Below are 21226 nucleotides of genomic sequence, written 5' to 3'. Positions count from 1 at the left end.
GGCGCCGCGTTTAACGGCGTCCGTTTGCTATTTCTGAATTTCCACCGTGGTTTTATCCTGCGTGGCCTCATTTTTTTTATGGTAACGCTGGGCGATAAACGAACAGACCATCAGCTGTACCTGATGGAATATCATTAGCGGCAACACGATAATGCCCACCGAAGCGGCAGGAAACAGAATGTTTGCCATCGGTACGCCGTTCGCCAGGCTTTTCTTCGATCCACAGAACAGAATAGTAATCTCATCGGCGCGGTTAAAACCAAACAGACGCGCCGCCAGTAGATTTATCACCAGTACGATAGCCAACAGCAGGATACTGCCTGCCAGAATCCAGACCAGCGTCATCACGCCGACGCGATGCCAGATGCCGTTCACTACCGCTTCGCTAAAAGCGGAATAGACCACCAGCAAAATTGAGGACTGATCCGTTTTACCGATCAGACCGCGATGGCGTTCCACCCAGCCGCCGATCCAACGCCGTGACAGATGCCCCAGCACAAAAGGCACCAGCAGCTGCAACATAATGCGGCCTACCTGCTCCAGTCCGTTGCCCGGCATTTCGCTGTGAATATTCATTACCAGATTAACCAGCAGCGGAGAGATAAATACCCCGAGCAGGCTGGAAGCGGATGCGCTGCATACCGCCGCGGCGACGTTACCGCCCGCCATTGAGGTAAAGGCGATGGCGGACTGTACCGTTGCAGGCAGAATGCAGAGATAAACAAAGCCGGTATAAATTTCGTCGCTAAGGTTAACCGGATGCCACCAGACCAGCAGCAGACCCAGAATCGGAAACAGGACAAAGGTGCTGAACAGAATCCACAGATGCAGACGCCAGTGGCTGCTGCCCGCAATGATTTTTTCACGCGACAGCTTGGCCCCGTGCATAAAAAACAGCAGGGCGATAGCGGCGGTGGTTAGCCAGTCGAACAGCGGGACGAATATGCCCTGAGCGGGTAAAAAGGTGGCGAGCAGTACCACAATCAGCAGTTTGACCATCATCGGGTCGAGGCGAAAAATTCCCATTGTTAAAACCTGGTTAAAAATGGATGGATGTATTGTGCGTCAGCGGTGTTTAGAAATAAAATTGATTTATTGCATCCATTAATGAATATATTCGATGAATTATACCTTACGTCAGCTACGGGTGTTCGTTGCCGTAGCACAGCAGGGCAGCTTCAGTCAGGCGGGGCAGGCGATAGGTTTAAGCCAGTCCGCCGTCAGCCACAGCATTAAAGAGCTGGAGGCAGAAATGGGAATACGCCTGCTGGATCGAACCACACGTGAAGTGATTCTGACCGGAGCCGGTCAACAGCTTGCGACGAGGCTGGAGCATCTGCTGGAAGAGTTGCACACCACGCTGCTTGATAGCCGTAGCTTTGGTCAGCAGCGCAGCGGCACGGTCAGAGTTGCTGCCAGCCAGACTATATCGGCTCATTTAATGCCCCAGTGCCTCGCCGCCAGCCAGCGTCGTTACCCGGAAATTAAGGTGACGCTGCGCGATCGCCCTCAACAATGGGTGGTGCAAAGCGTGCGCGATGCGGAAGTTGATTTTGGCATTGTGGTCGGCCCGCTGGCGGCAGGCGAGTTTGAATCTCAGTCAATTCTGGCGGAGCCTTTTCTGCTGCTTTGCCGTCAGGATGATGTGCTGGCGCAGGCAGAAACGGTTTACTGGTCGATGCTGAGCGGGCGCACCATGGTGTTGCAGGATTACGCCTCCGGCAGTCGGGTACTGATTGATGAGGCGTTGAAACAGCAGCAGGTTTCGGCAGAGATCGTACAGGAGATTGGACATCCCACCACGCTCTATCCGATGGTGGAAGCGGGGATCGGCATCAGTATTTTACCGGCGCTGGCGTTGCCGCTACCGGCAGGTCGCCCGTTGATGGTGCGCAGGCTGGAGCCGGAAATCAATCGTACCTTAATGCTGATTCGGCGCAAAAACCGCTCGTTGTCGCCAGCGGCTGAGGTGATTTGGCAGGAAGTACGCCAGCAGGCGATGCTGCTGACGCAACAGCGGCAACAAATGCCCGCTTTTTAGATATAAACGTTAATCTGATTATTGTCAGTCGGACGGTTAACGCCATCGGCGATTTTTGTGTTCTCGCTGTCGTTTTCGTGCGTCTGTTGTTTTTTATTCGCCTCTTCTGCCTGCTGGCGCTGTAGCTGGGCCAGCTGCGCCTGTAACAGCTTAATTTGCGCCTGTAGCTGCTCCTGCTGCTTCTGTTTTTCCTCGGTAGTGGAATCGGAGTTATTCACCTCCTTTAGCTGCTGTTGCAGTTTAGCCACCTGACTGGTGAGGCGTGAAATTTGCGATGAAACGTCACTGCTGCCGCTGGCGTTACCGGAACTGACGGCACTGGTAAAGGTATTGATGGTTGTCATGACTGTCTCCCTGGTTATAGGTCACTATAAACATCGGTCAGCGCAAGATGGATCTTAAGTTGTCCTGGCGTAAAATATTTGCAAAGAAAGCGAAAAGCTCATAAATGTTTTAATTAAAGTGGGGATGAGCAACGCGGAAAACACATTACAGTCAGTACTATGCCTGAAGCCAGGAAACCCTGATAAAAGCGTTATCCGTTATCCGCGTTATTGTCTTGCTGGCCTGTGGGAGCGCTTATTCGTGATACAAAGATGGAGAACCTTTGATACCCAGTAATCTATCCACTTTCCGTGTAATCAGGAAGCTAATTAAGCTCATTAACGCGCCGATAATAATGGCATAAATGCCATAGGGCTGCCCCAGACATTGCCATATTATCCCTGCCAGGGTGCCGACAATAATCGACAATAAGCCAGCGCGCGGTGTAACGTAATCCGCCAGCAGGCCGTACAGATAAGCGGCAAACGGGCCGGTAGCGCGAATCGTAAAAGCGAAAATCAACAGCTCAATAATCTGCTGGCTAAAGAAAGCGATAATAATAGCGATAACACCGGTAATGATTACAATTCTTTTACTGCTCTTTAGTTCGCTTTCCGACGTATGCGCTTTTTTATTAATGAAACCGTAATAGATATCTTTAACCATAATACTGGAGGCACCCAGTAAATCACCAGAGCCGCTCGACATGGTAGCAAACAGAACGGCGGACAATATCACGCCGGCAAACAGCGGCGGTAGCTTATTCGCGGCGGTAATTGCCAGCGCATCGTTAGCCGTAATATCAGGATAATAGACGGAGGCGATAAGACCGAAAATAGCCGGTACCAGCGCATAGGCCGCGATCACCAGGCCGCACAGCAGGGCACCGCGTATCGCTATTTTTTCATTTTTAGCCGAGTAAAAACGCTGAACCGCTTCCTGTCCGGTACAAAATGTCATGAAATACATAACGATCAGACCAATGATTGAGCCCCAGCCCAGGCGGGTGGTGGATAATTTTTCCTGAGGCAGGGCGTGGAAAACGTGCGTCCAGCCAGCGGGATCGCTGGCCAGAATATAGATCACAGCAATGGTGAAGCCGAAAACGATAATAAAAAACTGGATGAAATCGGTAAGCGACAGGCTCCACATGCCGCCGACCCAGGTATAAAAAACCAGCAGGCAACCGGCAACCAGCAGCGCTATCGAAAAATGAATATTCAGCATTACGCTGACCACGGTCGCACAGGCGGTAATCTGCGCTGCCGCCAGGGAGATTAAAGAAATAACCGACAGGATACTGGTAATTAAATGGCTGCTTTTGCCATAACGTCTGCCGATGATTTCCGGCACCGTTGTCGCCATCGCCCGGCGCATATAAGGCGCAATAAACGCCACCAGGAAAATACCGATACCGGTAGCGATAACATACCAGGCAGCGGAGATACCCCATTCCCCATAGGCTTTAGCCGTTACGCCAATGGTGCTGCCGCCGCCAATTTCCGTGGCTGCCAACGTGCCTGCCAGCATAACTGTACCTAAACGTCGCCCGGCAAGATGATAATCGTCTGAGTTGTTTATACGTGTTCTGGCATAGAGAGAGACGCCAATCATTATAAGGACATAGAGAATAACGATGACGGTAATGACGGTATGGTTACTCACGCTGTTTCTCCTCTGGTTTAAACTGACAGCTTTTGAGCAAGAAACAGACCAGCAAACGGCGGGCAAGGAGATACGCGGCTCAGGCAATTGATAGGAGACGCTGATGGCGGCAGGGAATAATTACTGGTTAATTATTTGTTGCGTTATTTATTTCCTTGCTAATTGATAATCCGGTATTAATAAAGATGTGGTGAGAGTGATAAGAATCTCAAAATGAGAGTCATTTATCAGATGGATAATAGAACGTGCAGGATGACTCGGCTTCGCCTCGCCCTTCGGGTCGTTGCCGCTGGCAACGTTGTCTCGCCTGCGCTCGACTCGCACCTGCCGCAGGTTCTCATCCTGCCGATTTTGCATAGCAAAAAGGCACCTTTAGGGTGCCTTTCTACATTGGTGGGTCGTGCAGGATTCGAACCTGCGACCAATTGATTAAAAGTCAACTGCTCTACCAACTGAGCTAACGACCCGATGGTGGGTGATGACGGGCTCGAACCGCCGACCCCCTCCTTGTAAGGGAGGTGCTCTACCAACTGAGCTAATCACCCATTTCGGTGCGACAATCAAAGATGGTGGGTGATGACGGGCTCGAACCGCCGACCCCCTCCTTGTAAGGGAGATGCTCTACCAACTGAGCTAATCACCCATCTTTGAAGTTGTCTTACACTGCGGGCCTTCCGAAGAAGATGGTGGGTGATGACGGGCTCGAACCGCCGACCCCCTCCTTGTAAGGGAGATGCTCTACCAACTGAGCTAATCACCCCCGCTGTGTGGAGTCGCATTATAGGGAGAGTTGGCAATGAGTCAACGCTTTTTAAATTGAAAATGTTTGTTCGTCTTAAAATTAGGCATCCTGTCGCGCTTTTAGCCGAAACTGCTGCCGAACCCGATGAAAATTCAGTGGCCTGATGCATCATCACCGGGTTTGCCGTTGAGGAATCAGGGGCAGGTGATAGAATATGCGCACTGAACCTATGCATGAAAAACACCTTTTCTGTCATTCCGCAGAAAAACTGCGCACTAAGGCAAGCTCAATGAAAATCAAAACCCGTTTCGCGCCGAGTCCGACCGGTTACCTGCATGTCGGCGGCGCCCGTACCGCACTCTATTCCTGGCTGTTTGCTCGTAACCACGAAGGTGAATTTGTCCTGCGCATTGAAGATACCGACCTGGAGCGCTCCACGCAGCAGGCCATCGACGCGATTATGGATGGCATGAACTGGCTGAATCTTGACTGGGATGAAGGCCCTTACTATCAGACTAAGCGCTTCGATCGCTATAACGCGGTGATTGACGAGATGCTGGAAGCGGGAACGGCCTATAAATGCTACTGCTCGAAAGAGCGTTTAGAGCAGCTGCGCGAAACGCAGATGGCAAACGGCGAAAAGCCGCGCTATGACGGTCATTGCCGCGACAGCCATGAGCATCATGCCGCAGACGAGCCGCACGTGGTGCGCTTCCGCAATCCGCAGGAAGGCTCGGTAGTGTTTGACGATCAGATCCGTGGTCCGATTGAATTCAGCAATCAGGAGCTGGACGATCTGATTATTCGCCGCACCGACGGTTCGCCAACCTATAACTTCTGCGTAGTCATTGATGACTGGGATATGGAAATCACCCACGTTATTCGTGGCGAAGACCATATCAACAACACGCCGCGCCAGATCAATATCCTGAAGGCTATCGGCGCACAGGTGCCGGTCTATGCGCATGTTTCCATGATTCTGGGCGACGATGGCAAAAAACTTTCTAAACGCCACGGCGCGGTAGGGGTCATGCAGTATCGTGACGATGGCTATCTGCCGGAAGCGCTGCTCAATTACCTGGTTCGCCTGGGCTGGTCACACGGCGATCAGGAAATTTTTTCGATTGACGAGATGAAACAGTTCTTCTCGCTGGATGCGGTAAGCAAATCTGCCAGCACCTTCAATACCGAAAAGCTGCTGTGGCTGAATCATCACTATATCAACACGCTGCCGCCGGAATATGTTGCTACGCATCTGCAATGGCACATCGAGCAGGCGCAGATCGATACCCGTACCGGCCCTGAACTGGCACAGCTGGTAAAACTGCTGGGCGAGCGCTGCAAGACGCTGAAAGAGATGGCTGCCTCCTGCCGCTATTTCTATGAAGACTTTGACACGTTTGATGCGGATGCCGCGAAAAAACATCTGCGTCCGGTAGCGCGTCAGCCACTGGAAATGGTACGCGACAAACTGGCCGCGATCGGCGACTGGACGGCAGAAAACGTACACCATGCCATTCAGGCGACGGCGGACGAGCTGGAAGTGGGAATGGGCAAAGTAGGTATGCCGCTGCGTGTCGCCGTAACGGGAGCGGGGCAGTCGCCTGCGCTGGATGTCACCGTACAGGCAATCGGCAAAACCCGTACCGTTGCGCGCATCGAGCAAGCGCTGGCATTTATTAGTGAGCGCGAAGCGCAGGGCTAAGGTTTAACCCTGACTGTTTACCATCGAAACCGGGAGCCTGAGCTTCCGGTTTTTTTACTCATCTTCAATATTCAGCCGTTGCAGTAATCCTTTCACACCTTCGCGCAACAGCAGCTTTTGCAACGTCTCCTGTTCCAGCGGCGTCATCTGCTGAACGCAGGAAAGTAATAGCGTAGGCAAGGTTCCCTGTTTCGCCAGATAGGCACCCGCCGGTTCAGCGACATGACGGGCAGCATTCAAATAGTTAGTGACCCGCTCATCGATTTTTACAACGCGTGCTTTTCCACCCTGAACGCCCGGTTTGGGCTTAGTGATCCAACCCTCGCGCTTAATCCATTTATTGATCGTCTGGCGCGTATAGCCTGTTCGTTGGGCAAGCTCATCCGGAGTTAGCCATTCCTCTTTCACGTTTCCCTCCCTGTAAACTTAAATAACAGGTCAATATATTACATGAAAACGTGATGTGATTAACTAACGTGGATCACTAACAGAAAAGGTGTTGTCCTCCCCCTTCAGGCGGAGGACAGCAGACATTAACGCGAGGCGGGAGCGGCTTCTGGGGCAGGGCGGTAAGCAAGGAAGTAGGCGAGGCCAACAAATACCGCGCCGCCAACAGCGTTGCCGAGGTAAACGCCAATGAAGTTCGGCAAATAGTCGGCCCAGGTCAGCTGACCGGCAAAAATCGCCGCCGGAACGATAAACATATTCGCCACCACGTGCTGGAAGCCGATAGCGACGAAGGCCATTACCGGGAACCAGGCACCGAGGATCTTGCCAACCATATCTTTACTGGCGAATGCCAGCCAGACGGCGAGGCATACCAGCCAGTTGCAGCCGATACCGGAAATAAACGCGTGGGTAAAATCGGCGTTAACCTTGGCGCTGGCGATAGCGACGGTTTTGTTCAGATAATCCCCTTCGGTCATCCCCAGCATATGACCAAAGAACCAGGCCACCGCCACGCTGCCGATGAAGTTAGCGATAGTGACCCAGAACCAGTTGCGCAGCACGCTGAAGCCGCTGACCTGACGGGCAAACCAGGCGACAGGCAGAGCCAGCATATTGCCGGTTAGCAGTTCACCGCCAGCAAGAATGGTCAGAATCAGGCCAACGGGGAATACGGCAGCCCCGAGGAAGCCACCGAAGGAGCCCCAGTCGGCAGGCAGTTTGTTGATAACGTGCAGGTCGAGCAGGAAACCGACCGCAATAAAGGCGCCAGCCATAAAGCCAAGAATTAACAGAGTGGAAACCGGCAAACGGCTTTTTGTCACCCCCGACTGGATAGCGATGGCGGCGATTTCTTTAGGTGAATGCAAGGACATAGTAGCTCTGGTGTGTTAGTCAAAAGATCATGCTGGTTTTCGCCTCTTACCGGCGGCAGGGCGCGGCTGATAAGGGATGCGATTAACCATTCAATTAGTTAGCGCGCGAAGTTTTGCATAGCATATTAACAATAACAAGCAACTTTTTATAATTACATTAACCATAAGTTAACAAGCAAGACGCCGCCAACCGTGCCTGCCAGCGGGAAATCTTTCCACAACGCCAACTTGCCTCATGAACTCACTCTACGCCCTGCGATTGAGGATAATTATCCGGTACTAAAATTTTTCACCGGCGCCGGCAACTACGCCCCGTTTGACGCCTTTTTCAGCGATCGGACACAGATTTTAAATTTGCCGTTGACACCCTGGAGGCGGTTTCATATCATGCGCTCCGTCAACACGACACGATTATCCGGTTCGGGGCTATAGCTCAGCTGGGAGAGCGCTTGCATGGCATGCAAGAGGTCAGCGGTTCGATCCCGCTTAGCTCCACCAAATCCTATCCCAAGGGGTTTGGCAACGGTTAATCACTATCTCTGATGTGGGGGTATAGCTCAGCTGGGAGAGCGCTTGCATGGCATGCAAGAGGTCAGCGGTTCGATCCCGCTTATCTCCACCATACGCTTCTTTCTTTTCCCGTTATCTTCTTATCGTTGTAAATCCACGCTGTTCTTTTCTCTGCGTTTACCGCTTGTTACCTTTTATTCGTCTGCATCTGGACAACGCTAAAACCGCCTCTCCTGGTCTGTGACGCTTTTGGTTTGCAGCCTGCTGTCGGGCATAAAAAAACCGGGCAAGGCCCGGTTTTCTGTATAGGCTGGGGGAATCAACCACCTAATACCAGCCCTGCGATAGAGGCTGAAAGCACGCTCACCAGCGTAGAACCGTAAAGCAGCTTCAGGCCGAAGCGCGAAACCACGTTGCCCTGTTCCTCATGCAGACCTTTAATCGCACCGGCCACGATGCCGATAGAAGAGAAGTTAGCAAAGGAGACCAGGAACACGGAAAGGATGCCTTCGCCGCGCGGTGAAAGTTGAGTGGCAATTTTTTGTAGCTCCATCATCGCTACAAATTCGTTGGAAACCAGCTTGGTAGCCATAATACCGCCTACCTGCAACGCTTCGTTTGCCGGTACGCCCATAACCCAGGCGAACGGGAAGAAGATATAGCCAAGTACGCCCTGGAAGCTGATGCCGAAGATGGCGTCAAACAGCGCGTTGATGCAGCTAATCAGGGCGATAAAGCCGATCAGCATCGCCGCGACGATAATCGCTACGCGGAAACCAGCCAGAATATATTCACCCAGCATTTCAAAGAAGCTCTGATCTTTATGCAGATCGTTAAGCTGTAGATCTTCTTCATTTTCCACGCTGTAGGGGTTGATCAGCGACAGCACGATAAAGGTACTGAACATATTCAATACCAGCGCGGCAACCACATATTTTGGTTGCAGCATCGTCATATAGGCACCGACGATCGACATGGAAACGGTGGACATCGCGGTAGCGGCCATGGTGTACATGCGGCGCTGCGACATCTTGCCAAGGATATCTTTATAAGCGATAAAGTTTTCTGACTGTCCCAGAATCAGTGAACTGACCGCGTTAAATGATTCCAGTTTACCCATGCCGTTAATTTTTGACAGCACGGTGCCGATAGCGCGGATAACGATCGGCAGAATACGCAGATGCTGCAAAATACCAATCAGAGCGGAGATAAACACAATCGGGCAGAGGACGTTAAGGAAGAAGAACGCCATACCTTTATCACTCATACCGCCGAATACGAAGTTGGTCCCTTCAGCTGCGTATTTCAACAGGTAGTCAAACAGGCCAGCAAAGCCTTTTACGAATCCCAGGCCAGCTTCAGAGTTGAGGAAAAACCAGGCAAGCAGAACCTCAATCACTAACAGCTGTATAATAAAACGGACGCGGATGCGTTTGCGATCGCGGCTCACCAGCAATGCCAGCAAGGCAACCACAACCAGCGCCAGAACAAAATGCAAAATGTGGGACATGTATGCTCCGATTTTGAGGCAGGTTATATTTCGCTGCGTATTCTATGTAACAGCGAGCGTAAAAACGAGATCAAGTCCACAATATAACAATTACTTGTCGCCGTACTCACCAGAAAGGTCTTACCGATCACAACTGTAACACTGATTAAAAAACCCACATATTTATTGTTAACATTCCATGCATGACATAGAGTTAATGGGTTGCTGAATTTTGAACACTCCGCTATTGTAAATAAAAGTATAGCCATTGCTATACTTTATAGCGCGAGCTATCACAGCGATAACGATAACCAAATTTTACCTTGGCTCCAGTCCCTTTACTCTGTAGAGGTGACATGACTTTCAGACAGGATAATAACTATGTTAGAAGGCCGCACCGCGGAACGAGCAGCACGCGGAGCCCGCAAAATCAAGCTGGCACTGCTGGGGCCGGCTTTTATCGCGGCAATTGGCTATATCGATCCTGGAAACTTCGCCACCAATATTCAGGCTGGCGCTTCCTACGGCTATAAGCTGCTGTGGGTGGTGGTATGGGCCAATATTATGGCGATGGTGATCCAGCTGATGTCCGCCAAGCTGGGCATCGCTACCGGGAAAAACCTCGCAGAACATATACGCGATCGCTTCCCGCGCCCGGCGGTATGGTTTTACTGGGTACAGGCGGAAATTATCGCCATGGCTACCGATTTGGCGGAGTTTATTGGTGCCGCGCTCGGTTTCAAAATGCTGTTTGGCATCTCACTGTTACAGGGCGCGGTACTGACCGGTATTGCGACCTTTCTGATACTGATGCTGCAAAACCGCGGGCAGAAACCGCTGGAGCTGGTGATTGGCGGGCTGCTGCTGTTTGTGGCCGCTGCCTATATCGTTGAGCTGTTCTTTTCGCAGCCGAAGATGAGCGAGCTGGTGCAGGGGATGGCGCTGCCCTCATTGCCAACCGCAGACGCGGTCTTCCTCGCGGCGGGCGTGCTGGGCGCGACCATTATGCCGCACGTTATCTATCTGCACTCCTCGCTGACGCAAAACGGCGGGCGCGGCAGCTCACGTGGCGAGCGCTATTCCTCCACCAAGCTGGACGTAGCGATTGCCATGACTATCGCCGGATTCGTTAACCTGGCGATGATGGCGACGGCGGCGGCGGCCTTCCACTTTAACGGGCACTCCGGGGTGGCGGATCTCGATCAGGCCTATCTGACGCTGAAGCCGCTGCTAAGCGATGCCGCCGCGCTGGTCTTTGGGCTGAGTCTGGTAGCAGCGGGCCTCTCCTCAACGGTAGTCGGTACGCTGGCGGGCCAGGTGGTGATGCAGGGCTTTATTCATTTCCATATTCCGCTCTGGCTGCGTCGTGCTATTACCATGCTGCCTTCTTTTATTGTGATTATGGCGGGATGGGACCCGACGCGCATTCTGGTGATGAGTCAGGTGCTGCTAAGTTTTGGTATTGCGCTGGCGCTAATCCCGCTGCTGGTATTTACCGGCAAGCAAGAGTTGATGGGCGATATGACTAACTCGCGTATCATGCAGGGCGTAGGCTGGCTGATTGTCGGGCTGGTAGTGGCGTTAAATATCTATCTGCTGGCAGGCGAGGCGCTGGGCCTCGGCTGAAAGAACGGTGCCGCACAGGCGGCACCGGATTAATCGTGATGATGACGGTGATGTTTTTCCCACTGGCGGTGATGGTGCTCGCGGGCGCGCTCATGGTGCCGCCACTCCCGCTCCCGCCGCCATTCGCGATGCCGCCACTCCCGCTGACGTCGCCACTCCTCATGACGCCACCAGCGTCCCTGCTGCCATTCATAGCGGTCACGCCACCAGCGCCCATCGCGCCAGCGGCCGCCGTCCCAATATTGTCCGTGACGATCGCGATCGCCCAGCTGTAGGGTAACGCCAGGAAGCAGAGTAAGCGTAGCGCCGTCGGCACGTGCTGTGTGTATTGTGAAAGGGGACAAACATGCCAGCAAAGCGGCAATAATAATGGCGCGTTTCATATTTCTCCTTATCAGTGCGCAAACAGCAGCACCGTAGTACCAGCATATAAATAACGCGCACAAATAGCAGCCACCGCTATCTGAAAAAGATAAGGATAATCTGGATTGGGAATTTTCTGGCTGCACACAGGCAGCCAGAAAGGGGGAGGGAAATTAGCTTAGCAGCGCGTCGATCTCCTGTAGTTCCTGCGCGCTAAGCGGGCTTTGCTGAAGCATTTCTACCGCGTCATCAATCTGACTGGTTTTGCTGGCCCCGATCAGCACGCTGGTCATGGCGGGCTGGCGCAGCACCCATGCCAGCGCCATCTGCGCCAGTTTCTGACCGCGACGCTGAGCGATAGCGTTTAACTGCTGCACTTTCGCCATTTTCTCCGGCGTCAGCTGATCGACGTTCAGGAAGCGGCTGCCGCTGGCAGCGCGTGAATCTTCCGGTACGCCATGCAGATAGCGATCGGTCAGTACGCCTCCGGCCAGCGGAGAAAAGGCGATACAGCCAACCCCGTTATGTTGCAATACTTCCAGCAACCCTTCTTCCGGCTGGCGCTCAAACAGCGAATACTTTGGCTGGTGAATCAGGCAGGGCGTGCCCAGCTGACGCAGAATCTCAATCGCCTGCGCCGCAAGCTCTGCGGGGTAGTTGGAAATAGCGGCATACAGCGCTTTCCCCTGACGCACCACCTGATCGAGCGCCATCATGGTTTCTTCCAGCGGCGTTTCCGGGTCCGGACGATGGTGATAGAAAATATCCACATATTCCAGCCCCATACGCTTCAGGCTCTGATCGAGGCTGGAGATAAGATATTTACGCGATCCCCAGTCACCGTAGGGGCCGTCCCACATGGTGTAGCCCGCTTTGGTCGAGATAATCAGTTCATCACGATAGGAGCGAAAATCCTCGCGCAGGATCCTGCCAAAATTCTCTTCAGCCGATCCTGGCGGCGGGCCGTAGTTGTTCGCCAGGTCAAAATGGGTGATGCCGCGATCGAAGGCATGGCGCAACAGCTCACGGCTGTTATCGACGCGAGTGCTGTCGCCGAAGTTATGCCACAGACCAAGTGAAACGGCAGGCAGCTTAAGGCCGCTGCGGCCTGAGCGACGATACTCCATCTGCCGATAGCGGGCGGTGTCCGGTTGATAATGCATAGCAGTTCCCTGAAAGAAGTGGAGAAAAGAGGCGTAAGCAGCTTAGCAGTGTATACGTTTACACTTAATGAAAAGCGCGCGGTAGCTCGCAATTACAGAAATTTCTTTAAGCGTAACGCCCGGTTGCCACGGCGGTAAGGTGGATAACAATATCGTATGTCGACGTGACGACAGAATATTCGATACTGAAATGACCTGATTGCGCAAGGAGTCTGCTATGTCTGCCTTCACCGTAAGTGATTATCTGCTACAGCGCCTGAATGAAATCGGTATCAATCATCTGTTTGGCGTGCCGGGCGATTTTAACCTGACGTTTCTTGACCGGGTCATCGCTCATCCCCGTCTGGCCTGGGTAGGCTGTGCCAACGAGCTGAATGCCGCTTACGCGGCGGATGGCTACGCCCGCAGCCGCGGCGCGGCGGCGCTGTTGACCACCTTCGGCGTTGGCGAGCTGAGTGCCATCAACGGTACGGCGGGCAGTTATGCGGAATATCTGCCGGTTATTCATATCGTCGGCGCGCCTTCACTGGCCGCCCAGCGACGCGGCGATCTTATTCACCACTCGTTAGGCGACGGCGATTTCAGCCATTTTCTCCGTATGCAGCGTGAAGTAACTGTAGCGCAGGCGGTGCTGAACGCTGAGAACGCCTGCGCTGAGATCGATCGGGTTATTGGCGAAGCATTAAAGCAGCGGCGTCCCGGCTATCTGCTGTTGCCGGTGGATGTGGTGGGCGCTGCCGTTGATGCACCCGCGCAGCCGCTGTTGCCGCGCAACGTCGCCGATACGCAGGTGCTGAATGCCTTTCGTGCCGCGGCGGATAAGTTACTGGCGCAGGCGGGCAGCGTTTCGCTGCTGGCAGATTTTCTCGCCGATCGTTTTGACGTAACGCAGCAGCTGGCGCACTGGCTGGAGGCGGTGCCGCTGCCGCACGCCACGCTGCTGATGGGGAAAGGCATACTGAATGAGCAGCAGCCGGGGTTTGTCGGCACCTATGCGGGCGAAGGCTGCGCGGAAGAAGCGCGTCGGGCGATTGAGCAGGCGGAGGCGATTATCACCGTTGGAGTGCGCTTTACCGATACCATTACCGTTGGCTTTACCCAGCGCATTGCGCCTGCCAGAAATATAGATGTACAGCCGTTTAGCGCGACGGTGGCGGGCGAGCATTTCTCCCCGCTGCCGATGGACGCGGCGGTTACCGCGTTGCGCCAGCTGTGTGAACGTTATGCCGCTCGCTGGCCGCAGCCTGTCTGCTCGCCCGCGCCGTTGGCACAGGACGATCGCCCCGTTATGACGCAAAATGCCTTCTGGCAGGCGATGCAGGATTTCTTGCGGCCAGGCGATCTGATACTGGCGGAGCAGGGCACCGCCGCCTTTGGCGCGGCGGCGCTGCGTCTGCCTGCCGGTGCGCAGCTGGTGACGCAGCCGCTGTGGGGATCTATCGGCTATACTTTGCCGGCGGCCTTCGGCGCGCAGACGGCGCAGCCTGAACGGCGGGTCATTTTGCTGATTGGTGACGGCTCGGCGCAGCTAACGGTGCAGGAACTCAGTTCGATGATGCGCGACAATCTGAAGCCGCTGATTTTCCTGCTGAACAATGAAGGTTATACCGTAGAGCGCGCTATCAACGGTGCCGATCAGCGCTATAACGATATCGCCGCCTGGAACTGGACGCAGATACCGCAGGCGCTGAGCGAATCGTGTCCGGCGCAGAGCTGGCGCGTGGTTGAGCCGGTTCAGCTCACTGAAGTCATGAAGCTCATCGCCGACGCGCCGCGTCTGTCGCTGGTGGAAGTGGTGCTGCCGCGGCTTGATTTACCGCCGCTGCTGCAACAGGTTTCCGCTTCGCTAAACCAGCGCAATTCCGCATAGCGATTTCAGAAAGTTGGTGCTGTTCAGCGTCCGCGTTCACGGTTATGGTAGCGGGCGATTTGACAAAACGCCCACCTTTCCTTGCGGTGGGCGTTGTTGTTTTACCAGGGGAATTTTATAGTGTCCCGTAAAGAATTACTTTAAGCGGAGCAGCAGAATAATGACGAAATACGCTTTGGTGGGCGACGTTGGTGGAACCAACGCGCGCCTGGCGCTGTGCGAAGTTGAGACCGGCCTGATTTCTCAGGTCACCACCTATTCCACCTCGGAGCATCCCAGCCTGGAGGCGGTGATCCGTCTGTTTTTGCAGGCTCAGGCGCTGGAAGTGAAGGATGGCTGCATCGCTATCGCCTGCCCAATTACTGAAGACTGGGTTGAGATGACCAACCACGACTGGGCGTTCTCGACCCAGGCGCTGAAAACCAGCCTCGGTTTCGATCACCTGGAGATCATTAATGACTTCACTGCGGTATCGATGGCGATCCCGATGCTGACGGAAAACGACGTATTGCAGTTTGGCGGCGGCGCAGCGGTAAAAGATAAGCCGATTGCCGTTTACGGCGCGGGTACCGGGCTGGGCGTGGCGCATCTGGTGCATGTCGATCGCCGCTGGGTGAGCCTGCCGGGCGAAGGCGGGCATGTCGATCTCGCGTCGAACAGCGTTGAAGAGGATATGATTTTGCAGGTGCTGCGTGAAGAGCTGGGCCATGTCTCCGCCGAGCGCGTGCTGTCAGGTTCTGGCCTGGTTAATCTCTATCGCGCTATTGTCAAAGCGGATAATCGCGTGCCGGAAAACCTGAAGCCGAAAGATGTCTCGGAGCGGGCGCTGGCCGATAGCTGCACCGACTGCCGCCGTGCGCTGTCGCTGTTCTGCGTGCTGATGGGGCGCTTCGGTGGCAACCTGGCGCTTAACCTTGGCACTTTCGGCGGCGTCTATATTGCTGGCGGTATCGTGCCGCGCTTCCTGGAGTTTTTTAAAGCTTCCGGCTTCCGCGCCGCCTTTGAAGATAAAGGCCGCTTCCGCGACTATGTACATGCCATCCCGGTCTATATGATCACCCACGATCAGCCGGGGCTGCTGGGCGCGGGCGCGCATCTGCGTCAGACGCTGGGGCGCGTGCTGTAAACGCTGGCGGGCAGCTGTGGCCCGCTACCGTCACAGGTGCATCAGCTGGCGAAAGGTCTTCACTTTGCTGCGGCTCACCGGGACCTGAAAATCCAGGTCACGCAGCCGCAGTAAATAGGTGTTGTTAAACCAGGGCTCGATTTCGCGGATTTTATTGAGATTGACGCAGAACGAGCGGTGGCAGCGGAAAAACTGGTTCTCCGGCAGCCGACTGCAAAATTCCGTGATTGCCATCGACATCACATACTCTTCCCGCCGCGTATAAACAAACGTCAGCTTCTCGTGCGCTTCCACATAGTAAATATCGTTAATATCGGTCACGATAATCCGCTCATCCTTGATCAGATTCACGGTCTGTACCGCCGGGCGCAGCGTCTGTACCGCCTGCTGATGCTGCTGTTGCCAGTGCGCCTCCAGCTTGTTCAGCATGGTAACGATACGCGATTCATGGTAAGGCTTGAGGATATAGTCAAAAGCCTCCAGCTCGAATGCCTCTACCGCATGCTCTTTCCACGCGGTAATAAAGACAATCTGCGGCTTACTGGCGAACTTACTGATGTTTTGTGCCAGCAATACGCCGTCCAGCGAGGGGATATTAATATCCAGGAAAATCACGTCTACTTCGCTGTGCTGGAGGAATTTCAGCACGTCGAGGCCGTCGTCAAAGCAGGCGACAATCTCAATGGCGCTGTGCTGCTTAATGATCCAGCTCAGCTCCTGCTGCGCCAGAAACTCATCTTCAACAATAATCGCTTTCACTTACTTCTCCTGCTCAGGCCGTCAGGGACCGCGTTTTTTCCGGCAGCTTTTCGCCGTTTTTACTGATATCAAAGGCGATTTCCGTGCCCGGGTGCAGTTGGGTAATCTGTAGCCCGCCGCCATACAGCAGCTTCACGCGATGATGGACATTCAGCAGACCGATCTTATTGCCCGGCATTTCATTGCGCGCCACGCGAGCGATCACATCGTCGCTGATGCCGTTGCCGGTATCGCGCACCGCGATACGTACCCGATCGCCGTGATCCTCTACCGACAGCGTCACCACGCCTTTGCCACGGCAGGGCTGGATGCCGTGAACGATGGCGTTTTCCACCAGCGGCTGGATCAGCAGGCTGGGCAGCGTACAGTTTATCTCTTCATCAATGTGGTAAAGCATCGTCAGCTTATCGCCGAAGCGCGCCTGCTCGATAGCGATGTAGTCCTTCACCTGATACAGCTCTTTTTTAATATCGATCGGCTCATCGTCATTCAGCTCCAGGTTGTAGCGCAGATAGCGCGACAGATTAATGATCAGCTGGCGGGCGGTATCGGGATTCAGGCGAATCGAGGAGGAGATAGCGTTCAGTGCGTTGAACAGAAAGTGAGGATTAATCTTGCTTTGCAGAGCGCGCAGTTCCGCTTTATTTGCCATCTCGCGCAGCTGCTCGGTACGCGATACTTCCAGCTGGGTGGAGATAATCTGCGACAGGCCCACCGCCATCTCTTTCAGCGACCAGGTAATACGGTGCGCGTGGCGATAGTAGATTTTCAGCGTGCCGGTTACCTCACTTTTTTCCCATAGCGGAATCACGATCATTGAGTGGATATCACGCGAGCGCCACGCCTCATCGTTGTTCTTAATAATGATTTTACCGTAGTTGAGCGCCTGCTGTGTGGTGGGGCTGAGGCCGTCGTCGCCGTCGTGGTAAAGCTGCTCACCGTAGCCGACATAGGCGAGGATCTGATGTTTATTCGTGATCGCCACCGCATCAGCGTTAATGTCGTTACGGATGATTTCACACACTTTGCGTAGCGAATCACTGTTGACCTGACGGAACAGCGGCAGGGTTTTGTTGGCAATATCCAGCGCCAGCTTGGCATGGCGGGCGGCGATTGCCTCTTTCTCACCTTCGACGCTCTGCACCAGCAGCACAATCAGGCCGATGCTGACCGCGCCGAGGATCATTGGAATTGCGATTTCCGAGACAATTTCGATGCCCAGCGCGGCCGGGCGCGCCCAGAGAATAATCAGCAGCATGGTCAGCGATTCGCACAGCATGCCGCCAAGTATTCCCAGCCGCCAGCGCTGTTCTTTCGCTACTTTTACATTGATCCAGCCTGAAACGATACCGGCGAGAATACTGGTAATCAGACAGGGGACGGCGGAGACGCCGTGCATATCAATTAAAAAGCGATGCAGCCCGGCGATAATACCGGTGGCGATGCCAACCCAGGGGCCGAACAGAATGCCGCCGGACATCACGGCGATGATGCGCACGTTGAGCAGCGAACCGTCAACGTTTACTGCCGACCAGGTGCTGAACAGCGCAAAGAGCGAAAAGATAGCGGTGACTGCCATCAGCTCCTGGCGCGAATGCTCATCTTTTTGCAACAGCTGGCGAAAGTGGCGCGTACGCGTCAGGAAAAAGAGGCAAATCAGCATCAGGGCGGCGCGGTCAAACACCGCCAGCAGCATATCGAATATGGATTGCACAGGCGTCTCGTGGCTTACTTCATCAGTCGCTATAATAAGAAAAGTCTTTACTGCACGCCACGATCTTCCGCTTTTTCCTCTCGTTGTCCGATAGCTGGACGATAACAATTTATTTCCATCGACCCGTCGACAAAATGACCGCTGCCAGGCTATGGTCAATCTTCGACCGCATCGGCGGTCAGCGTCGCTCGGACGGTCCGGGCGCTTACGTATTCACAGAGGTTACTATGGCTGATAACAGCTCGTCTCGCCGTTTTTCCCGTATTGAACGCCTTCCTCCCTATGTATTTAACATCACCGCTGAGCTGAAAATGGCTGCGCGACGGCGCGGCGAAGATATTATCGATTTCAGTATGGGCAATCCCGATGGCGCGACACCGCCTCATATTGTGGAAAAGCTTTGTCAGGTGGCGCAGCGTGACGATACGCACGGCTACTCCGCATCACGCGGCATTCCCCGCCTGCGCCGGGCGATCTCCCGCTGGTACGCCGATCGCTATCAGGTTGAAATCGATCCTGAATCAGAAGCGATCGTGACGATTGGCTCGAAAGAGGGGCTGGCGCATTTGATGCTGGCAACGCTCGATCATGGCGATACCGTGCTGGTGCCGAATCCCAGTTATCCGATTCATATTTACGGTGCGGTAATTGCTGGCGCGCAGGTGCGCTCGGTGCCGCTGGTGGCAGGCGTTGATTTCTTTAACGAGCTGGAAAGGGCGATTCGCGAAAGCTATCCCAAGCCGAAAATGATGATCCTCGGCTTCCCCTCCAATCCTACCTCACAGTGCGTTGAGCTTGATTTTTTTGAGCGGGTGATTGCGCTGGCGAAGCAGTACAACGTGCTGGTGGTACACGATCTTGCCTACGCCGATATCGTTTATGACGGCTGGAAAGCGCCTTCCATCATGCAGGTGCCGGGCGCGCGCGATGTGGCGGTGGAGTTCTTTACCCTGTCGAAAAGCTACAATATGGCGGGCTGGCGCATCGGCTTTATGGTGGGCAACAGGGAGCTGGTGGCAGCGCTGGCGCGAATCAAAAGCTACCACGATTACGGCACCTTTACGCCGCTACAGGTGGCGGCCATCGCCGCGCTGGAAGGCGATCAGCAGTGCGTACGTGATATCGCCGAGCAGTATAAGCGGCGGCGTGATGTACTGGTCAAAGGGCTACATGAGGCGGGCTGGATGGTGGAGATGCCGAAAGCCTCAATGTATGTCTGGGCGAAAATTCCTGACTACTATGCGCATCTTGGTTCACTGGAGTTTGCCAAACGGCTGTTGCAGGAGGCGAAGGTGTGCGTTTCGCCCGGTATTGGCTTCGGCGACTATGGTGATACGCACGTGCGCTTCGCGTTGATTGAAAACCGCGATCGTATTCGTCAGGCGGTGCGGGGAATTAAGGCGATGTTCCGTGCCGATGGCGTTCTGCCGGGTGCGGTAAAAGGTAGCGAGCTCCTGCCGGAGTAAAATGAAATTGGGCGACGTTGTGCGTCGCCCCCACTTTGCTCGTTTACAGCATCAGCACGAAAGTGCCGACCCAGATCAACAGGAAGAAAGAGATTCCCATCAACGCGTATTTCACCTGAATACTCCTCTGAGCGGTTACGACGGTGGCGATCCCAGGCCAGCGCAACGCGAACAGAATGGCAACAAGATGCGCTTTCTGACGTGCGGCATCGTTGTTTCCGGGTCGTTCTGAGTAACTCAGAACAGGATCGCGCGCTAATTTACGCGCATTCAATGACAAAATAAATAGGCATAATCCCGACAAAGGAATGCTTACTCCACGCCAATCTCCGGCACCACCGACATACCGACGCGCAGACGCGCCAGATTGGGCTGCTGCGTATCGAGCGTGATTTTCACCGGCAGACGCTGCACCACCTTAGTAAAATTGCCCGTGGCGTTATCGGCGGCGATAGCTGAAAACGTGGCGCCGGTAGCGGGCGCGATGCTGTCTACGTGGCCATGAAAACGCTGGCCGGGCAGGGCGTCAACGGCAATCTCCACTCGCTGTCCCGGTTTTACCTTATCCAGCTGGGTTTCCAGGTAGTTGGCGGTAATATAGATCTGCTGTAACGGTACCAGCGCCAGCAGGCGACTACCGGCAGAGACATAGGCACCCTGTCGCAGCGTGCGCTGACCAACCATGCCGCTGACCGGTGCCACGATGCGCGTATAAGAGAGATTCAGCTGTGCCTGATCGACGGAGGCTCTGGCGGCGGCGATATCCGCTTCCGCCTGTTTCTGGCTGGCCTGCAAAATAGCGATCTGTTTTTCCGCCGCCACTGCTGCGGCGCGGTTCTGCTCCACCTGCGCCGCAGCGGATCGCATTGAGGAACTGGCTTTCTGCTGCTCGTCGGCGGTGGCGGTGCCGCTTTGTAACAGGCGGCGATAGCGCTCGGCATTCTGCCCGGCATAGCTGAGCGTCGCCTGACTGGCGTTTACCGCCGCTCTGTTTTGTGCGATGACCGCCTGCTGTTGCTCGCGCTGGGCAATGATGGCCGCCAGCTTCGCCTCGCTCAGCTGTAAATTAGCCTCTGCGCTTTCCAGCGCTACGCGATAGTCGCGGTCGTCCAGCGTAGCGAGCAGATCGCCCGCTTTGACCGGCTGGTTATCACGCACCAGCACCTGGCTGATATAGCCGGAAACTTTCGGCGCAACCAGCGTATAGTCGGCGCTTACCCAGGCATCATCGGTGCGGTAGTCGGCACGGGTCATCACCGACCAGATAAAGCAGGCGATCGCCAGCAGAATAATTAGCAGCGCCGTTAACAGAGCGGTGCGTTTAGCAGGTGTAAAAGACAT

General features: G+C 54.5%; 18 protein-coding genes, 6 tRNA genes and 1 other RNA gene. 8 read left to right on the top strand and 17 right to left on the bottom strand.

Features of this window, described 5'->3' with window-relative positions; translation table 11 throughout:
• Positions 1–27 precede the first annotated feature (27 nt).
• A complete protein-coding gene (locus tag C7M51_RS11280; RefSeq protein WP_160621876.1) occupies positions 28–1026 on the bottom strand; it encodes a bile acid:sodium symporter family protein in 999 nt (332 codons plus the stop codon).
• 94 nt (positions 1027–1120) lie between these two features.
• Here C7M51_RS11280 and C7M51_RS11275 point away from each other — a divergent pair, with 94 nt between their 5' ends.
• Complete coding sequence (locus C7M51_RS11275; RefSeq protein WP_160621875.1) at positions 1121–2041, top strand: LysR family transcriptional regulator; 921 nt, start codon at positions 1121–1123, stop codon at positions 2039–2041.
• Here C7M51_RS11275 and C7M51_RS11270 read toward each other — a convergent pair.
• The 7 genes from C7M51_RS11270 to C7M51_RS11240 all read right to left on the bottom strand — a co-directional run bounded on the left by C7M51_RS11270 (position 2038) and on the right by C7M51_RS11240 (position 4790).
• A complete protein-coding gene (locus C7M51_RS11270) occupies positions 2038–2385 on the bottom strand; it encodes a FlxA-like family protein (RefSeq protein ID WP_160621874.1) in 348 nt (115 codons plus the stop codon). The genes C7M51_RS11275 and C7M51_RS11270 overlap by 4 nt on opposite strands.
• A 235-nt stretch (positions 2386–2620) precedes the next feature.
• The gene (locus C7M51_RS11265) at positions 2621–4030 is read right to left on the bottom strand and encodes a sodium:solute symporter family protein (RefSeq protein ID WP_208852094.1); all 1410 of its coding nucleotides are present in this window, start codon (positions 4028–4030) and stop codon (positions 2621–2623) included.
• Positions 4031–4266: 236 nt separating this feature from the next.
• Positions 4267–4392: non-coding RNA, RtT sRNA (locus C7M51_RS11260), on the bottom strand.
• A 29-nt stretch (positions 4393–4421) separates the two neighbouring features.
• Positions 4422–4497: transfer RNA gene (locus C7M51_RS11255), tRNA-Lys, on the bottom strand.
• 2 nt (positions 4498–4499) lie between these two features.
• Positions 4500–4575 (bottom strand) — tRNA-Val (locus tag C7M51_RS11250).
• 22 nt (positions 4576–4597) lie between these two features.
• Positions 4598–4673: transfer RNA gene (locus tag C7M51_RS11245), tRNA-Val, on the bottom strand.
• 41 nt (positions 4674–4714) lie between these two features.
• A tRNA-Val gene (locus tag C7M51_RS11240) sits at positions 4715–4790 on the bottom strand.
• Positions 4791–5061: 271 nt separating this feature from the next.
• Between C7M51_RS11240 and gltX the strand changes: the two genes are divergently transcribed.
• Positions 5062–6477, top strand: a complete 1416-nt coding sequence (gene gltX / locus C7M51_RS11235; RefSeq protein ID WP_160621873.1) for a glutamate--tRNA ligase — start codon at positions 5062–5064, stop codon at positions 6475–6477.
• Between the two features lie 54 nt (positions 6478–6531).
• Here the strand turns inward: gltX and C7M51_RS11230 are convergent, their stop codons facing one another.
• A complete protein-coding gene (locus C7M51_RS11230) occupies positions 6532–6885 on the bottom strand; it encodes a YfeC-like transcriptional regulator (protein WP_160621872.1) in 354 nt (117 codons plus the stop codon).
• A 125-nt stretch (positions 6886–7010) separates the two neighbouring features.
• Positions 7011–7799 (bottom strand): formate/nitrite transporter family protein, encoded by a 789-nt coding sequence (locus C7M51_RS11225; protein WP_160621871.1) that lies wholly within the window; start codon positions 7797–7799, stop codon positions 7011–7013.
• Positions 7800–8221: 422 nt separating this feature from the next.
• Between C7M51_RS11225 and C7M51_RS11220 the strand changes: the two genes are divergently transcribed.
• Together C7M51_RS11220 and C7M51_RS11215 are read left to right on the top strand one after the other, a co-directional pair.
• A tRNA-Ala gene (locus tag C7M51_RS11220) sits at positions 8222–8297 on the top strand.
• A 48-nt stretch (positions 8298–8345) separates the two neighbouring features.
• Positions 8346–8421 (top strand) — tRNA-Ala (locus C7M51_RS11215).
• Between the two features lie 207 nt (positions 8422–8628).
• Here C7M51_RS11215 and C7M51_RS11210 read toward each other — a convergent pair.
• On the bottom strand, positions 8629–9819 hold the full coding sequence (locus C7M51_RS11210; protein ID WP_160621870.1) for a NupC/NupG family nucleoside CNT transporter: 1191 nt from the start codon (positions 9817–9819) through the stop codon (positions 8629–8631).
• A gap of 360 nt (positions 9820–10179) precedes the next feature.
• Between C7M51_RS11210 and C7M51_RS11205 the strand changes: the two genes are divergently transcribed.
• Entirely contained in the window at positions 10180–11424 is a 1245-nt protein-coding gene (locus C7M51_RS11205; RefSeq protein ID WP_160621869.1) for an Nramp family divalent metal transporter, read from the top strand.
• Positions 11425–11453: 29 nt separating this feature from the next.
• On the opposite strand, the gene C7M51_RS11200 is transcribed toward C7M51_RS11205, so the two are convergent.
• A complete protein-coding gene (locus tag C7M51_RS11200) occupies positions 11454–11807 on the bottom strand; it encodes a DUF2502 domain-containing protein (RefSeq protein ID WP_160621868.1) in 354 nt (117 codons plus the stop codon).
• A gap of 153 nt (positions 11808–11960) precedes the next feature.
• Complete coding sequence (locus tag C7M51_RS11195) at positions 11961–12950, bottom strand: aldo/keto reductase (protein WP_160621867.1); 990 nt, start codon at positions 12948–12950, stop codon at positions 11961–11963.
• Between the two features lie 217 nt (positions 12951–13167).
• On the opposite strand from C7M51_RS11195, the gene C7M51_RS11190 reads away from it, so the two are divergent.
• A complete protein-coding gene (locus tag C7M51_RS11190) occupies positions 13168–14820 on the top strand; it encodes an alpha-keto acid decarboxylase family protein (RefSeq protein WP_160621866.1) in 1653 nt (550 codons plus the stop codon).
• Positions 14821–14980: 160 nt separating this feature from the next.
• Positions 14981–15946: a glucokinase gene (glk, locus tag C7M51_RS11185; protein ID WP_160621865.1), complete on the top strand. Its 966-nt coding sequence runs from the start codon at positions 14981–14983 to the stop codon at positions 15944–15946.
• Between the two features lie 30 nt (positions 15947–15976).
• Here the strand turns inward: glk and C7M51_RS11180 are convergent, their stop codons facing one another.
• Both C7M51_RS11180 and C7M51_RS11175 read right to left on the bottom strand, forming a co-directional pair.
• Positions 15977–16705 carry a LytR/AlgR family response regulator transcription factor gene (locus C7M51_RS11180; RefSeq protein ID WP_160621864.1) on the bottom strand — a complete coding sequence of 243 codons (729 nt, stop codon included), beginning with the start codon at positions 16703–16705 and terminating at the stop codon, positions 15977–15979.
• Positions 16706–16718: 13 nt separating this feature from the next.
• On the bottom strand, positions 16719–18401 hold the full coding sequence (locus C7M51_RS11175; RefSeq protein WP_160623635.1) for a LytS/YhcK type 5TM receptor domain-containing protein: 1683 nt from the start codon (positions 18399–18401) through the stop codon (positions 16719–16721).
• 245 nt (positions 18402–18646) lie between these two features.
• Between C7M51_RS11175 and alaC the strand changes: the two genes are divergently transcribed.
• Entirely contained in the window at positions 18647–19885 is a 1239-nt protein-coding gene (gene alaC, locus C7M51_RS11170; protein WP_160621863.1) for an alanine transaminase, read from the top strand.
• 43 nt (positions 19886–19928) lie between these two features.
• Here alaC and ypdK read toward each other — a convergent pair whose 3' ends face one another.
• Both ypdK and C7M51_RS11160 read right to left on the bottom strand, forming a co-directional pair.
• Entirely contained in the window at positions 19929–20000 is a 72-nt protein-coding gene (gene ypdK, locus C7M51_RS11165; protein ID WP_128178783.1) for a membrane protein YpdK, read from the bottom strand.
• 197 nt (positions 20001–20197) lie between these two features.
• The gene (locus C7M51_RS11160; RefSeq protein WP_160623634.1) at positions 20198–21226 is read right to left on the bottom strand and encodes an HlyD family secretion protein; all 1029 of its coding nucleotides are present in this window, start codon (positions 21224–21226) and stop codon (positions 20198–20200) included.

The sequence above is a fragment of the Mixta intestinalis genome (assembly GCF_009914055.1).
In the GTDB taxonomy this organism is placed as follows: domain Bacteria; phylum Pseudomonadota; class Gammaproteobacteria; order Enterobacterales; family Enterobacteriaceae; genus Mixta; species Mixta intestinalis.
This window is presented reverse-complemented; position numbering and strand designations above follow the sequence as displayed.